This window comes from Microbacterium sp. H83, assembly GCF_001650405.1.
In the GTDB taxonomy this organism is placed as follows: Bacteria; Actinomycetota; Actinomycetes; order Actinomycetales; family Microbacteriaceae; genus Microbacterium.
This window is the reverse complement of the sequence record NZ_LWCU01000034.1, coordinates 95,312-109,401: the sequence shown is the minus strand read 5'-3', so window position 1 is coordinate 109,401 and position 14,090 is coordinate 95,312. Positions and strand designations below refer to the sequence as shown.

Here is a 14,090-nt window from a genome sequence, read left to right as displayed (position 1 = left end):
GCGCCGATCAGGCCGCGTGCGCCGCGCAGCGGACGGCGTCGCAGTCCTCGCAGACGACGAACTGGGAGCGGCACGACGGGTCGGGGCAGTTCGCCGTGCGCTTGGTCGCCGCGCCGCATCCGACGCATTCGCCGATGACGGCGGCGTGGTCGGAGAAGTCGACGGATCCGCGCTTGTCGAACACGTAGAGCGAGCCGTCCCACAGGCCGTCGTCGCCGTACTTCTCCCCGTATCGGACGATGCCGCCCTCGAGCTGGTACACCTCGCCGAAGCCGCGCGAGGTCATCAGACTCGACAGCACCTCGCATCGGATGCCACCCGTGCAGTACGTCACGACGGGTCTGCCCTTGAGATCGTCGTACTCGCCGGAATCGAGCAGACGGACGAAGTCCCTGGTGGTCTCGGTGTCGGGCACGACGGCGCCCCGGAACCGGCCGATCTGCGCTTCCAGGGCATTGCGTCCGTCGAAGAACACGACCTCGTCGCCGCGCTCGTCGATGAGCTCGTGCAGTGCCTCCGGGGAGAGTCTCGCCCCGCCTCCGACGACGCCGTTCTCGTCGACGCGGAGCTCGCCCGGGGCCCCGAAGGACACGATCTCCTCGCGCACCTTGACGCTCAGCTTCGGGAAGTCGAGACTGCGCCCGTCGGCGTCGACTCCGGTGCCCTCGCTCCACTTGATGTCGGCGTCGCGGAACGGAGCGTAGGACCGGAACGACCGCACCCACCGCTTGAGGGCGGGCAGGTCGCCTCCGAGGGTGCCGTTGACCCCGTCCCGCGAGATCAGCAGTCGTCCCCGCAGTCCCAGCGCCTCTCCGAGGTCGCGCTGCCACACCCTGATCGCCTCCGGGTCGGCGAGCGGGGTGAAGACGTAGAAGAGGACGATCTTGGGGGTTGCCACCCAGAGATCCTACGTCGGCCGCGCCGGTGGCGCCGGTTCGCCCGACCGCTATCTCACGTCGCGCCGGAGGAACGAGAGGGCGCCGGCCAGAAGGGCCGCCAGCACCCAGGCGACGGTCACCAGCGCGGCCACCGGGGCGTCGAGCGTCTGCTGCGGCGTCAGTCCGATCGGGGTCAGGTCGAACCGGAACGCATCGAGCATCGCGAGGAGCGGGAGGTACACCGCTCCTGCCTTCCAGACGATGGCGAGGAGGATCGCGGCGCCCATGGACATCGACACCAGGAAGAGCGCGACCAGGTGCGCCCGCACGACGATCCCGATGCCCATCCCCCACAGCCCGGCGACCGCCCCGAGGGCGACGGTGGCTCCGATCGACCCGCCGTCCAAGGGAATGCCGCCCACCGCGACCGCGAGCGCCCCCTGGCCGCCGACGACGCCGGCGAGCGCGACGAGGGCACCGCCGACGGCGGACGCGGGAGCCCTCGCGAGGAGGGTCGCTCCGCGGGTCTGCAGCATCAGCCTCTGGGCGATCACTCCGTCGCGCCGATCGACCGTGTATCGGAACGAGCCGTAGACCGCCGCGAGCACGGCTGCGTACGTCGCGAGGATCGCGGTGAACGGCCCTGCGAGCTCTGCTCGCGCGCTGGGCGGCGCATCGCGGAACTCCGTCGGGATGCTCATCGCCATCGAGATCGACATCAGCACCGCCGCCACCGCCACCCACAGGAGGACGACGTCGCCGAAGAGGCTGCGCGCCTGCGAACGGAGCGCCCGGCCGATCATGAGAGGCGCCTCCGGCCCCGCATCCACGCGACGGCGACCAGCGCGACCGCCCACACCAGGGCGAGGCCGAACGCCGGCGCGAACTCGAGCAGGCGACCCTGGTATCCCGGAACGCCGAGGGCGACCAGGGTGAGACCCGGCGAGAACCTCGCCACGTCCGGCGCCGTCCGCAGCAGAGCGAACTCCACCGCCATCGGCAGGAGGAGGATCACGGCGGCGGTCACGTAGTAGTTCCGGGCGATCCAGCCGACCGCTCCGCCGATCACCGAGCCGAGGAGCGCGCCGAGCATCGCACCCGCGAAGAGGCGCCAGGCATCCGGGCCGAGGACGAGCGACATCCCGTTCCGACTGAGGAGGATCGACGCGCCCAGCGTCCAGACGACGAGCATCGCGAGGGAGAGCGCGACGGCCACGAGGGCGCCGGCGACCAGCTTGCCGACGAAGGCACGGGGGAAGCCGATGCCGGTGAGCGTCCGGTCCATCGAGACGTAGTAGCTCTCGCGCGTGACGCCGTAGGCGCTGACGAACGCGGCGGAGATCGCCGTCCAGGCGAGCGGCTCCAGAAGGCGCATGGACGCCGTCTCGGGATCCAGGCCGGAGACGGCGAAGCGCGAGCCGTCGGAGAACAGCACGAAGAGGGGCATGAGGAGGGCGACGAGGTGGACCGCGAGGAGGGAGTACCCGCTCACGGCGCGCAGCACCTCGCTCATCACGGCGCGTCTCATGCCGTCGCCCCCTCGACCAGAGCGAAGTATCGGCTCTCCAGCGAGTCGGCGTCGCTCGTGATGAGGTCGTCGAGCCGCCCGGCGAACAGAGTGCGCCGTTTGATGACGACCACCTCGTCGACGACCTGCTCGAGCTCGGCGAGCTGGTGACTCGCGATCAGCACCGTCCCGCCGCGGTCCGCGAATCCGCGGAGGAATCCGCGGAGCCACCGGATGCCGTCCGGGTCCAGACCGTTCGCCGGCTCATCCAGGATCAGCGTCCGCGGCGATCCGATCAGCGCCGCGGCCAGGCCGAGCCGCTGGGTCATGCCTGTCGAGAAGGTCTTCACGCGCCGACGCGCATCCGCGGAGAGCCCGACCTCGTCGAGCACGTCCTCCACGCGGCCGCGCGGAGCCCCGGCTGCCAGCCGACAGATCTCGAGGTGTCGCCGGGCGGTGATCCCACCCTCGAACCCGAAGCCGTCCATATGGACCCCGACGTGCGTCGCGGGGCTCCCGAGTGCCGAGAACGGGCTGCCGTCGATGAGACTGATGCCGCTCGTCGGCGCCAGCAGGCCGACGATCGTCCGCAGCGTCGTCGACTTCCCGGCGCCGTTCGGCCCGAGGAGCCCGACGATCGATCCGCGCGGCACGGCGAACGACAGATCCTCGACGGCGACTCGCTGCCCGTATCTCTTCGTGAGTCCTCGGACCTCGATCGCGTAGTCGTCCATGTTCTTCCCTTCCTACTTCTCGCCCCGAAGGCTCGACGATGGCATCGCTACCGCCGCCTCCCAGAGCGCCGTCCACAGATTCCGCGTACCGAGCTCGACACGGGCCTGACCCGTCGGCGGAAGACTCCCTCGTCCTCGCGACACCTCGACCTCGGCGATGATCACCGCCGGCACCGTCACCGCATCCGCCGTCACCGGAAGGAGCGCCTCGAGCGCGACGGCCGCCGGTTCCGCGCGAGCCGGCCCGGTCGTCCCGACGCCGACGCGCTCGTTCGCGAGGATGCCGCTGCTCAGCAGCGTGACCGCGGCCCCCTCGGGGACGGGGCTCCGGTCCGTCCCCGCCCTCACCAGGACGACCCGGTCGTCGAGGGAGAGGAAGCCGAGCGTCGCGGTCAGCGGTATCGGGACGACCGCCCCCACGGTGCCCGCGCCCGCGAGCAGGGCGACGACGATCGCGACGAACCGCAGGCGTGAGACGCCCGAGCGCAGGATGCGTCGCGCGGACCGGACGAGCATCACCAGAGCGACGAGGACGACCGTCGCCTCGAGAGCCATGACCAGGAGACCGGCGATCGGGCCACCGCCGGCGAGCGCATGCGCGATCCGGCCGACCGCGAGGACCACCAGCACCGCCGGTGCGAGGAGGCTCGCCAGACCGAACGGGACGCTCCACCACCGATCGAGCCGCCGGGCCCTTCGCCGTCCTCCGAACAGGACGCGGATCGCGAGGTCGGTCCCGTCGTGGATCGCCCGACCTCGCAGATTCGGCTCGTCCAGAGCGCTCATGAGCGCGATGTATCCGTCGAACCGCACGAACGGGATCAGGTTCACCACGACGATCGCCGTGGAGGAGAGCCCGAGGAGCAGGAGCGTCCGGTGGAGCGGCGGATGCGGCACGGCGAGCGCGGCGATCAGAGCGATCGCGGCGACCACCGCATGGACCGCGGGACCCGCGAGCGCCACCGCGACGCGCTGCCGCCGCTCGGCGAGGCGCCAGCCGTCGGTCACGTCCACGAAGAAGGCGGGCGTGAGATAGAAGAGCATGACGCCCGCGCGGCGAGGTCGACCGCCGTAGTTCGCGAGCGTGATGCCGTGCGCGCTCTCGTGCAGCAGGGTCAGGACCGACAGCACGGCGACGAGGGCCAGGAGGGCGGACAGCGGCACCGGTGCGGACAGGACGCTCCACAGCTGCGCCGCCTGCAGCATGGCGGCGACGAGGCCGAGGCCGAGCACGACGGCGAGCGACGCCAGGACCACGCGGGGCGGGAGGGGCGGGACCAGTCGTCGCAGTCGGTCGAAGAGGGCGGGCGCGCGGAGCGTCGCGACCTGGAGGGTGAGCGGGGGCCGGAAGGCCAGCCGCCCGGACGGGCGTGCGGAGTGACCGTCGAGGAGGCCGGAAGCGCGCACCCGCACGACCAGCTGCAGGAAGCTCTCCCAGGACTCGGCCGCGGCGAAGCGTCGGTGCAGATCGCGCAGCGCGGTGTCGCCGTCCATCGCGGTGAGCAGGTCGACGACGTGTGGCGAGACCCGCGACGAGGGCACTCCATGGAGCATGGCGATCCAGACGGCTCCGTCGGAGGACTGCTCGAAGGCCACGCCGGAGGCGAGAGCGGGACGAGCGTCCTCGGTGAGGGCGGCCGACCGGCCGCCGCCCCGAGACCGGTCGCTCCTCGAGTCACTGCCGCGCATCAGCATCCGTCACCCCCGGTGATCCGGCCCCGGTCGTTCGCAGGAGGAGGATGTCGTCCGGTCGGTCCGTCCGCACCGGGGTGATGGTCGGCTCGGCGAAGCCGGCGTCGACGAGCTCTCTCGCGAGGACATGTCGGTCGAGCAGCCGCAGTCGGCTCGTGAGCACCGTCACCGCGGCGCCCCGCACGAGGTCGCACGCGCGCACCCAGTTGACGATCCGCGCTGCGCCGTCGTCCTGCACCTGCTGCGAGAAGAGATACGTCTCATCCCCGTCGGGCCCGGGGACGGCGATCTCCTGGTCTCGAGGCACCGCGAGGCTCGCCGCCGCGGCACCGCCGGCGACGGTGAAGGCGAAGACGCCGCCGGGGGCGAGATGGCGTCTGACCGCGGCGTAGAGGAGCGGCCGCTCGGCGTCATCCAGCAGTGTGATGGATGTGGCGCCGATGATCACGAGCGCGAATCGCTCCCGCAGCGAGAAGTCCCGCATGTCCGCGACGACGCACTCCAGCATCCCGTGGCCGGGCAGGCGGCGGCGGAGGTGGGAGAGCATGTCGTCGGAGAGGTCGATCGCGGTCACGCGCCTGCCGGATCTCACCAGAGGCACGGTGAGTCTGCCGCTCCCCGCGGCGATGTCGAGGATCGCCCCGTCCGTCGCGCGTGCGAGGGCGAGCATTTCTCGGATCTCCGCCCGGTCGGGGCCGACGAGCCGCTCGTAGAAGTCGGCACCGGTCCCCGAGTACAGGTCCTGCGGCACAGCGTCGGCTCCCACGGCGGCGAGTCTCGCCGTCACGGCATCGGTGATCGGCCCGGACATTCTCGTTCTCCTCTCCACGGCTGAGTCAGGGTGCGGGCGCATCCCTCGCGCCCGCACCCCTCCGGTCAGGTCGCGATCGCTGCCGCACCGCCGATGATGGCGATGATGTAGCTCGCGTGCTCCCACCATTCGAGTGGGGCGTCGATGTGTTCGAGTTCCTGGAACTCGAGCGACTCTGTCTGCAATTCACACCTCCTCGGTGTCCCGGCGGCCGCCGGTCTAGGTGAGCGCGAGGATCCCGATGATCACGCCCACGGCGAATCCTCGGGTCCAGTCGAGAGCGTCGTCCTGCGCTTCCATGGCCTCGAGCTCGGTGAACTCGAGGGTCGGAATCGTGGTCTGCATGCCTCTCCCTTCAGTGTCGATGTCCGTCACGGTGCGGTCACGTCGCTGCGGCCGCGCCGATCCCTATGAGCACCAGGGCGCCGATCACACCCTGGTAGAAGCTCTCCCAGCTGGGAGCATCCATCTCGTCCAGCTCCTGGAACTGGATCCGCGTCTCGCTCTTCTTCATCGATTCACCTCCTCTGCATCGATCGAGGAAAGTCGGCTCGTCCGGCCGACGGGCTGAGTGCTCCAGCGCGATCCGCGGAGGAGGTCGACGAAGTCCGCGGCGAGGAGCCCGGGGAGCATCGGGTAGCGACCGCCCCACCACCGCTCCGTGTCGGCACCGATGCGGAGCATCTCGTCGGAGGTGGGCCGGGGCGGGCGCGGGATCCGGCCGAGGTCGAGGAGCATGTCGATACCGGCCGGCGGATGGAGGGGCAGCCCCGATCCGTCCACGACCGAGGTCCAGAAGTCCTCGAGGCTCCGTCGGTCTCCCCAGCGCGCGTCGCCCGCGCAGATCCGGCGCCAGACCGCCGTGATCACCGCCGCGGTGGCGACCATCTTGCGCACTCCCAGCACGACGGCGACCTCGTTCGCGACGTACCAGTGACGCGCGCTGTAGGGATCCTGTCCCCGCAGCGCCCCGCTGCGCTGCGTCGCCGCGCTCAGACGCGCGAGACGCAGGCGCGACGCGGTGGAGGCGCCGTCCCGGGTGGCGGTGTCGAGCAGCGCCTGCCCGAGGGCGACCGCGTCGCGTCTCGCTCTGACGCTTCGTCGCGCGCTCGTCGAGGCGCCCGCCAGTCGGAGGAACGCCTCCAACGCGCCTTCTCTGATCGCCGCCGGGGTCAGGGTGAGCAGGTTGTGACCGTCGATTACCGCATGTCGCGGTCGCAGAGAGCGCCCGACGACGAGTCGCGAGCCGCTGCCGTTGCGGAGGATCGCGACGCTGTTGGTCTCCGACGAGGTGCCGATGGTCGTCGGCACGGCGACGAGGTCGACCGGGGGCCGGGCATCGGGGAGAAAGGTCAGCGCCGCCCTCGACGCGCGCTCGACGGCGAACTCGAACAGGCGACCGGGAGCGAGCACGAGCGCGGCGAGCTTGCTCGCATCCAGAATGCTCCCCCCGCCCACGGCCACGATGACCTCCGGTCGGCGGCGGGCGATCTGCCGCGCGAGTGCGACGACGTGTGCGACGCCCACCGATCGGGCGTCGATCTCGATCGTGTCGGCCGGACGACGGACCCGCACGGGGACCACGAGGGCGGGATCCGCGATCACGAGAGCGTCGCGCCCGTCGACGAGATGCGCGATCACCTCCCGTGCGATTCCGCGACCGTGCCAGAGCGTGGGCACCCGGCCCTCGAACGAGGCGGTCATGGCGTCGCCTCCCGCATCGTGCGCAGTCCCGCACGCACCGCTCGATCGACCTCGCGGAGCTCCGACGCCTCGAATCCGTATGCCGGGATGAGTCCGATCGCGCTCGGGCCGGGCTGCACCAGGACTCCCTCCCCGGCGATGGCGGACACCGTCCGCAGGACCTCGGGGCCGGAGAGGCGGCTGCCGTCCTCGTGCCGGAGGCCGAGCCCGACGAAGCACCCGCGCCCCGTCACCTCGGCGACGAGGCCGTCGGCGCGCCATCCGTCCGTGAGACGCGCCACCTCGACCGCCAGCGCGCGGACGGTCGGGACGGCGTCGATGCGGCGCAGCTCGTCGATGACCGCGAGGATGGCCGCAGCGCACACCGGTGTCCCCGCCTGGGTCTCGCCGTGCACGAACGTCCAGCCGCCGCGCACGAACGCGGAGGCGATGCGGGACCCCACGAGGAGCACGGACGCCGCGGCCGCACCGTTCGTCAGGGCCTTCGAGAGGACGAGCACGTCGGGCGCGGGATCCCAGCGGTCGGTCGCGAACATCTCGCCGGTGCGCCCGAAGCCTGTCGCCACCTCGTCGGCCACGATCAGGAATCCGTGCTGCTCACGCAGCGCGAGAAGGCGCGCGACGAAGGCGTCGGACAGCGCGTGCGCACCGCTCCCGAGAACCGGCTCCACGACGACCGCCGCGATGCGCGCCCCCTCCCGCTTCATCAGAGTCTCGAGCTCCTCCCCTCCGTCGCGGTGGGTCACGTGGCGCACCGACCTGCGGTCGACGGAGTACACGGAGTGGAGGAGGTCGTCGCCGCTCAGCGCGTGACTGCCGTACATCGTGCCGTGATAGCTGCCGTGCAGACCGACGACGATCGAGCGGGACCGCGCGCCCCTGTGCGCCCAGTACTGGCGGGCGAGTTTCATCGCGGCGTCGTTCGCCGCCCCTCCCGAGGTCGTGAAGACGACCCGGCTGTAGCGCTCGGGGCCCGCCAGTGCGATGAGCGCGTCGGCCGCCTGTTCGGCATGACGATGCGGAGCACGGAACAGCGACAGATACGAGGCGTCACGCGCAGCCCGCTCGACCGCGTCGCCGATCGCAGGATTGCCGAAGCCGAGCGGGACGTTCCACAGCCCGCTCGTCGCACACAGTCGCGAGGACCCGTCGGCGAACTCGACGCGGTTGCCGGCCGCGGAGACGGCCACCTGACCGTCGTCGAAGGTGGCGTCGGCGGGGACCATCGCGGTCCACACCGCGAGGGGGCCGCTCATCGGGCAGCATCCGTCGTCGGTGTGCCGACCTCGGCCCGACCGTGATGGACGTCGAGAGCTGCGACCGCCTCTCGGCACAGGGTGCGTGCGGTGGATGCCGGCACGCCGAGCTCGCGGGACACGCGCTCGTCAGCGATCTCGGGCGCGCGGGACGTCTGCACGGCGGCGACCACGCACGCCGTGGCCGGCGACAGCAGCCGACGGCGCAGGGTCACGGGGTCGGCGAGCACGAAGCCTTCGGGGGTGTCGAGGAGGAACGGATCGGCCGTGACCGGTTCGGCGTCCGCGCGGTCGTCGTCGAGAGCGGTCCACCCGAACCCGCAGATCCGCACTCCGTCGGTGCGTCCGCGGAGCATCTTCAGGAGGTCGGTGGCGGCGAGGTAGCGTCCGAGGTCCTCGCGATGGTCTCGACCGTCGCCGTCGTCGCCCCGGTCTCCGCCGTCGCCGCCGCCCGGCGACGTGCCGGACGGCGCTCCCTCCCCCAGCGCGACGGCGCGCGGGCGCGGCACCGCGATCAGTTCCCGGAGGCGGTCGACCGTGCCGAGGACCTCGCCGCGCAGGCCGACGCTCACCCGTCCGTCGGCATCCACGCGGAGAGCGCTCGGGATCTCCTGCATCCGGGGGTCGACGAGGGCGCTGCGGTTCGCGAGCAGGATCCGCGGGTCGAGCAGTGCCGACGGGAAGACGCCGGTCCGGCGAGCGAGCGCCGCGTCGTCGAGGAACGCTCTCCTGCTGTCCGCATCGACGACGCTCACCGCGGTGGGCCCGACGATCTGCACGAACTCGGCCGCGATGTAGTCCTGCAGCTCGACGCCGCGGTCGCCGAGGAAGAGCTCGTCGCCCACTTCCCGCAGGGCGCCGCTGTAGGGCACCTCGGTCGCGGGACCGTCGCTCGGCTCGCCGCCCTCGGGAACCAGGATCACGTCGTCCGCGGTGGCCGTCTCTGCGACGACCGCGGTCGCCTCGAGTCCCTCGACGAGGAACACGCGCGCGTACTGCTCCCGCTGCCCGGTGATCCATTCCCGGAGTGCGCGGGCTCCGACGAGCTCGGGCTCTGCGATGGTGAATGTGGCCTGCATGTCTCCCCAGAGATGTCGATGCCGCGCGACGACGTTGCGTCCTCACATGAGGCTAGGGAGACGCCCGACGAGTGGCAATATTCTTCATCCAGGGTTCGTCGCGGGAGCGGAACGGCGGCGATGCACCCGGTCAATCGCGACCCGACGGATCGGCTAGACTGTTCAGGTTGTTCCTTGGTGACGTGTCCGAGCGGCCGAAGGAGCACGCTTGGAAAGCGTGTGTTGTGCAAGCAACCGCGGGTTCGAATCCCGCCGTCACCGCCACACGATCACGGGCCTCCGCATCAGCGGGGGCCCGTGCTCTGTCTCCGGCCGGCATCCGTCGCCGACGCAGCGGGACCGGCGCGGATGGCGATCAGCCCAGTCGCATGCCGAAGCTCTGTCCGCCGGGCTCGGCCGGGAGCGGCGTCATGCCCAGTCGCTCGTAGAAGGCGGCGGCGCCGGTGTTGTCCGGGTCCATCCCCAGGTGCAGCCCCCGCACCCTCCGGCGCGTGAGCTCGGCGACCAGGGTCTCGATGAGCGCGCGGCCGAGCCCCTGCCCCTGCGTCTCGGGCAGGAGGTCGATGTGCAGATGCGCGGGGTACTCCTCCGCATGGGCGTCGCGACCGGGTGCCTGCGCATACCCGTGCTCGATCATCCGCTCCTCGCGGGTCGCCGGCTCGGCGGGTCGAGGGTGGCGCTCCGCCAGCGCCGGCCACCATTCGTCGCGGAACCACGTCGCGAAGGCATCCGTGTCGTCCGTCGCGACGATGTACCCGACGGCTCTGCCGTCCTCCGCCTCGACCACCCACGCGAGGTCGGGATGCCGCTCGACGTAGGGCACCGCGAAGAGGTCGCCCCAGAGGGAGTCGTCGGAGAGGATGCCGGTCGCGTCGCCTCCGGCATCCGCGGTCCTCACGCAGATCTCGTACAGCGCGGCGCGATCGGACGGACGGTACGGGCGGATGCGGGACACGCGGGGCTCCTCGGTGAGATCGGGCGGTTCAGCCTATCGGGACGCGCACCCGCTTCGACGTGCGCTGCGCCCACGGCAGCAGCCATGCCCCGAGCAGCAGCACAACCGAGGCGCCGACGAGCGCTCCGCCGAGGGTGTCCGTCGCCCAGTGCACCGAGAGCAGGGTGCGTGAGAGCGCCATCGCGACGATGTAGGCGGCGCCCAGCAGCGCCGTCCACAGCCGGGGGAACACGAGGTAGAGCACGAGGGCGATGGTGGCGGCGTTCGCCACGTGCCCGGACGGGAACGAGCCGTAGTCGCTCGCCACGATCATGTCCTCGGGGCGCGCGCGACCGAAGAGGTTCTTCAGGATCTGCACCGCGAGCGCGGAGGCGACGAACGCCGCCGCGGCGAACACGGCCGCGCGCCATCGCCGGGCGAGCAGCAGCGCGAGGATCAGCAGCAGCGGGACCACGGCGATCGCGATCCATCCGCCGCCGATGCTGTTCAGTGCGAAGGCGACCGAGAGCATCCAGTCCGCTCTGTTCGCGGCGATCGCCTCGTTCCACCAGCGGTCGAAGCCCGGAGGCTCCGTGTAGCCGAACACGATCGCCGCTCCGAGCAGCACCGCCGCCACCAGCAGTCCGACGCCCCACCACAGCAGCACACGTGTTCTCATCGGTCTATTCTGCCGGGTGGAGCCGCAAGATCAGGGAGCCAGCATCCCGACGGTCCGCGGGCGCACGATCAGCCACAGCGAGAGGATGCCGATCACCGCGCATCCGACCATGACCGAGGCCATGGTCGTGGCGGTGATGCCGGCGTCCTGTGAGACCCAGCCGACGACCGGCGAGACGAGTCCCGCGACGCCGAAGTTCGCCGCGCCGATGACGGATGCCGCAGTGCCTGCCGCCTTCCCGTGCCGGTCGAGCGCGAGCACCTGGACGTTCGGCATCGTGAAGCCGCACGCGGTCATGAAGACGAAGAGCGGGATGACCGTGCCCCACAGCCCGAGTCCGAGCTGATCGGTGACGATGATCGCCAGGCCCGAGAGCAGCAGCACGCCGGTCGACCACGCCATGACCCACTGCGGCCCGAAGCGCGCCGCGAGCCGGGAGGCCGCCTGCACGCCCGTCACGACCCCGAGCGAATTGACGGCGAAGAGCAGGCCGTACTGCTGCGCGTCGAGTCCGTGCGTCTGCTGGAAGAGGAACGGCGACGCCGACAGATAGGAGAAGAGGCCGGAGAAGGTCATGCCTCCGATGATCAGCACGCCGATGAAGACCCGGTCAGAGAAGACGGAGCGGTAGCGCTGCAGGACGGTCGCGCCGCCCTTCTCCTGGCGACGCGCGGCGGGGAGCGTCTCGGGCACGAACACCACAGTGGAGACGAGCATGATCACGCCGTACAGGGCGAGCACGACGAAGATGCCCCGCCACGGCATGAGCGTGAGCAGCCAGGATCCGATCAGCGGCGCGACCACGGGGGCCACACCCGAGACGAGGGCGAGACGGGAGAGCATCACGACGAGTCGGCGACCGCCGAAGAGATCGCGCACGATCGCCATGGCGACCACGCCGCCCGCGGCCGCGCCGACGCCCATCAGCACGCGCGCCCCGCTCAGCAGCGGGAGGGTGGGTGCGTAGGCGGCCGCCGCGCTCGCGAGCACGTGCAGCGCCGTGACGACGATGAGGGGGATGCGGCGGCCGACCTTGTCGCTGAGGGGTCCGACGACGAGCTGGCCCAGGGCGAAGCCGATCATGGTGCCGGTCAGCGTCAGCTGGATCGCGGCCGCCGTCGTGTCGAAGTCGCGCTCGAGCACGGGGAACGCCGGCAGGTACAGGTCGATCGTGAAGGGACCGAGGGCGGTCAGCGCGCCGAGCAGGACGATGTACAGCGCGCGTCGGCCGTCGGTGATCGAGTCGCCGGGGTGGAGCATGATCGGCGCGGTGGCCGGGTTCGACCCGAGGGTGCGGATCGCGCCCGTCGACGAGGGCACGCGTGAGCTGCCGGTCGCCGTGCGCTCGCCGGCGATGGTGGGGAGGGGATCGGTTCGGGGCGCGTCAGACACAGGCTCTCTCAGGGTGGGGATCGCTTCGAATCGATTCGATCGAGCGGGGAGACTCCATGCTACAGCGCGGTTCGCCCGCGATCCGCGCCGTGCCGACTGCATCCGCATGCCGAGAACGCGGATGCAGGCCCGATCGGCCCATCCCGGCATGCATACCGATTCTCGGCATGCAGAACGACGCGAACGGATGCCGGGCGCCGGATGCCGGGCGCCGGATGCCAGATGCCTGGGCGATGCCGGGCGGCGGGGCGATCAGCGCGAGAGGCGGGCGAGCCCCCGCTCGAGATCGGCGATGAGGTCGGAGACGTCCTCGATGCCGACGGACAGGCGGACCACGTTCTCGGGCACGGCCAGCGCGGTGCCGCGCACCGAGGCGTGCGTCATGTCCGGCGGATAGCCGATCAGGGACTCGACCCCGCCGAGCGACTCCGCGAGCTGGAAGAGCTCGGTCGACTCCGCGAAGGCCTTGGCCGCCGCGCCGCCGGCCGCGAGACCGAGCGACAGCATCCCGCCGAAGCCGCTCATCTGCCGCGCGGCGATGTCGTGCCCCGCGTGGCCGGCGAGGCCCGGGTAGTACACCTGGGCGAACTCGGGGCGGGCGCTCGCCCACTCCGCGATCGCCCGCGCGTTCTCGGAGTGCTGCCGCACGCGCAGGGCCAAGGTCTTGATGCCACGGGTGGTGAGCCACGCGTCGAGCGGCGCCGACACCGCGCCGACCGCGAACTGCTGGAACTTCACGCGGTCGAAGAACCGGTCGTCGCCGAACACGACGGCACCGCCGAGCACGTCGGAGTGCCCGCCGAGGTACTTCGTGGTGGAGTGCACGACGAGGTCGGCGCCCAGAGATAGGGGCTGCTGCAGCGCGGGCGACGCGAACGTGTTGTCGACGACGACGACGGCGCCCGCGGCATGGGCGATCTCGGCCGTCAGGGCGATGTCGACGATCTTCAGCAGCGGGTTGCTCGGGGTCTCGATCCAGACGATCTTCGTCTCCGGGCGGATGGCGGCGCGCACGGCATCCGGGTCGGACAGCTCGACCGTGGTGGTCTCGATGCCCCACGCCGCATGGACCTTCGACAGCAGCCGGTACGTGCCGCCGTAGACGTCGTTGCCGAGCACGACGTGATCGCCGGGCTTCAGGATGCCGCGGAGCAGCGCGTCCTCGGCCGCGAGGCCCGACGCGAACGACAGGGCGCTCGCGCCTCCCTCGAGTGCCGCGAGCTGGGTCTCGAGCGAGGTGCGGGTCGGGTTGCCCGCCCGGTTGTACTCATACCCGTCGCGGAATCCGCCGATGCCGTCCTGCACATGCGTGGAGGCCTGGTAGATCGGGGGGATGATCGCGCCGGTGGTCGGGTCGGGCGCCTGCCCTGCGTGGATGGCTCGGGTGGCGAAGGCATGCTCGGACATGTGTCTCAGCCTACGTC

General features: G+C 71.4%; 16 protein-coding genes and 1 tRNA gene. 1 reads left to right on the top strand and 16 read right to left on the bottom strand.

All coding sequences use genetic code 11. The features are described 5' to 3' along the window. Positions 1-7: 7 nt before the first annotated feature. The 12 genes from trhO to mpaB all read right to left on the bottom strand — a co-directional run bounded on the left by trhO (position 8) and on the right by mpaB (position 9,661). Complete coding sequence (trhO, locus tag A4X16_RS13250; RefSeq protein ID WP_067121277.1) at positions 8-898, bottom strand: oxygen-dependent tRNA uridine(34) hydroxylase TrhO; 891 nt, start codon at positions 896-898, stop codon at positions 8-10. A 48-nt stretch (positions 899-946) separates the two neighbouring features. After that, positions 947-1,681: a hypothetical protein gene (locus A4X16_RS13245; protein WP_067121275.1), complete on the bottom strand. Its 735-nt coding sequence runs from the start codon at positions 1,679-1,681 to the stop codon at positions 947-949. After that, positions 1,678-2,406 (bottom strand): hypothetical protein, encoded by a 729-nt coding sequence (locus A4X16_RS13240; protein WP_067121273.1) that lies wholly within the window; start codon positions 2,404-2,406, stop codon positions 1,678-1,680. Before A4X16_RS13240 ends, A4X16_RS13245 begins: the two co-directional genes overlap by 4 nt. After that, the gene (locus A4X16_RS13235; RefSeq protein WP_067121271.1) at positions 2,403-3,119 is read right to left on the bottom strand and encodes an ATP-binding cassette domain-containing protein; all 717 of its coding nucleotides are present in this window, start codon (positions 3,117-3,119) and stop codon (positions 2,403-2,405) included. Before A4X16_RS13235 ends, A4X16_RS13240 begins: the two co-directional genes overlap by 4 nt. Positions 3,120-3,131: 12 nt before the next feature. Next, positions 3,132-4,808 (bottom strand): daptide biosynthesis intramembrane metalloprotease, encoded by a 1,677-nt coding sequence (gene mpaP, locus A4X16_RS13230; RefSeq protein ID WP_067121270.1) that lies wholly within the window; start codon positions 4,806-4,808, stop codon positions 3,132-3,134. Then, on the bottom strand, positions 4,795-5,622 hold the full coding sequence (gene mpaM, locus A4X16_RS13225) for a daptide-type RiPP biosynthesis methyltransferase (RefSeq protein ID WP_067121268.1): 828 nt from the start codon (positions 5,620-5,622) through the stop codon (positions 4,795-4,797). Before mpaM ends, mpaP begins: the two co-directional genes overlap by 14 nt. A 65-nt stretch (positions 5,623-5,687) precedes the next feature. Then, on the bottom strand, positions 5,688-5,807 hold the full coding sequence (gene mpaA3, locus A4X16_RS18455) for an MpaA3 family daptide-type RiPP (protein WP_331709752.1): 120 nt from the start codon (positions 5,805-5,807) through the stop codon (positions 5,688-5,690). A gap of 34 nt (positions 5,808-5,841) precedes the next feature. Next, complete coding sequence (gene mpaA2 / locus A4X16_RS18435; protein ID WP_269454910.1) at positions 5,842-5,967, bottom strand: MpaA2 family daptide-type RiPP; 126 nt, start codon at positions 5,965-5,967, stop codon at positions 5,842-5,844. A 37-nt stretch (positions 5,968-6,004) separates the two neighbouring features. Further along, positions 6,005-6,136 (bottom strand): MpaA1 family daptide-type RiPP, encoded by a 132-nt coding sequence (gene mpaA1 / locus A4X16_RS18430; protein ID WP_269454909.1) that lies wholly within the window; start codon positions 6,134-6,136, stop codon positions 6,005-6,007. Then, positions 6,133-7,326 carry a daptide-type RiPP biosynthesis dehydogenase gene (mpaC, locus tag A4X16_RS13220; protein WP_067121266.1) on the bottom strand — a complete coding sequence of 398 codons (1,194 nt, stop codon included), beginning with the start codon at positions 7,324-7,326 and terminating at the stop codon, positions 6,133-6,135. Before mpaC ends, mpaA1 begins: the two co-directional genes overlap by 4 nt. Further along, positions 7,323-8,582, bottom strand: coding sequence for a daptide-type RiPP biosynthesis aminotransferase (gene mpaD / locus A4X16_RS13215; RefSeq protein WP_067121264.1), 1,260 nt, complete (start codon positions 8,580-8,582; stop codon positions 7,323-7,325). The genes mpaC and mpaD overlap by 4 nt, the downstream gene beginning before the upstream one ends. Further along, a complete protein-coding gene (mpaB, locus tag A4X16_RS13210) occupies positions 8,579-9,661 on the bottom strand; it encodes a daptide biosynthesis RiPP recognition protein (protein WP_067121262.1) in 1,083 nt (360 codons plus the stop codon). The genes mpaD and mpaB overlap by 4 nt, the downstream gene beginning before the upstream one ends. Positions 9,662-9,837: 176 nt before the next feature. Between mpaB and A4X16_RS13205 the strand changes: the two genes are divergently transcribed. Further along, positions 9,838-9,925, top strand: a tRNA-Ser gene (locus tag A4X16_RS13205). 91 nt (positions 9,926-10,016) lie between these two features. On the opposite strand, the gene A4X16_RS13200 is transcribed toward A4X16_RS13205, so the two are convergent. The 4 genes from A4X16_RS13200 to A4X16_RS13185 form a co-directional block, all read right to left on the bottom strand. After that, the gene (locus A4X16_RS13200; RefSeq protein ID WP_067121260.1) at positions 10,017-10,616 is read right to left on the bottom strand and encodes a GNAT family N-acetyltransferase; all 600 of its coding nucleotides are present in this window, start codon (positions 10,614-10,616) and stop codon (positions 10,017-10,019) included. Positions 10,617-10,644: 28 nt separating this feature from the next. Next, entirely contained in the window at positions 10,645-11,274 is a 630-nt protein-coding gene (locus A4X16_RS13195; protein WP_067121258.1) for a phosphatase PAP2 family protein, read from the bottom strand. 30 nt (positions 11,275-11,304) lie between these two features. Next, positions 11,305-12,666, bottom strand: coding sequence for a multidrug effflux MFS transporter (locus A4X16_RS13190; protein ID WP_442922914.1), 1,362 nt, complete (start codon positions 12,664-12,666; stop codon positions 11,305-11,307). Positions 12,667-12,918: 252 nt separating this feature from the next. Then, a complete protein-coding gene (locus A4X16_RS13185; protein WP_067121256.1) occupies positions 12,919-14,073 on the bottom strand; it encodes a cystathionine gamma-synthase in 1,155 nt (384 codons plus the stop codon). Positions 14,074-14,090 lie beyond the last annotated feature (17 nt).

Bases quoted from the DNA above. Each gene is read 5' to 3' on its own strand.
- A4X16_RS13245 (WP_067121275.1), bottom strand. From the start codon at position 1,681: ATGATCGGCCGGGCGCTCCGTTCGCAGGCGCGCAGCCTCTTCGGCGAC.
- A4X16_RS13240 (WP_067121273.1), bottom strand. From the start codon at position 2,406: ATGAGACGCGCCGTGATGAGCGAGGTGCTGCGCGCCGTGAGCGGGTAC.
- A4X16_RS13235 (WP_067121271.1), bottom strand. From the start codon at position 3,119: ATGGACGACTACGCGATCGAGGTCCGAGGACTCACGAAGAGATACGGG.
- mpaP (WP_067121270.1), bottom strand. From the start codon at position 4,808: ATGCGCGGCAGTGACTCGAGGAGCGACCGGTCTCGGGGCGGCGGCCGG.
- mpaM (WP_067121268.1), bottom strand. From the start codon at position 5,622: ATGTCCGGGCCGATCACCGATGCCGTGACGGCGAGACTCGCCGCCGTG.
- mpaA2 (WP_269454910.1), bottom strand. From the start codon at position 5,967: ATGCAGACCACGATTCCGACCCTCGAGTTCACCGAGCTCGAGGCCATG.
- mpaA1 (WP_269454909.1), bottom strand. From the start codon at position 6,136: ATGAAGAAGAGCGAGACGCGGATCCAGTTCCAGGAGCTGGACGAGATG.
- mpaC (WP_067121266.1), bottom strand. From the start codon at position 7,326: ATGACCGCCTCGTTCGAGGGCCGGGTGCCCACGCTCTGGCACGGTCGC.
- mpaD (WP_067121264.1), bottom strand. From the start codon at position 8,582: ATGAGCGGCCCCCTCGCGGTGTGGACCGCGATGGTCCCCGCCGACGCC.
- mpaB (WP_067121262.1), bottom strand. From the start codon at position 9,661: ATGCAGGCCACATTCACCATCGCAGAGCCCGAGCTCGTCGGAGCCCGC.
- A4X16_RS13195 (WP_067121258.1), bottom strand. From the start codon at position 11,274: ATGAGAACACGTGTGCTGCTGTGGTGGGGCGTCGGACTGCTGGTGGCG.
- A4X16_RS13185 (WP_067121256.1), bottom strand. From the start codon at position 14,073: ATGTCCGAGCATGCCTTCGCCACCCGAGCCATCCACGCAGGGCAGGCG.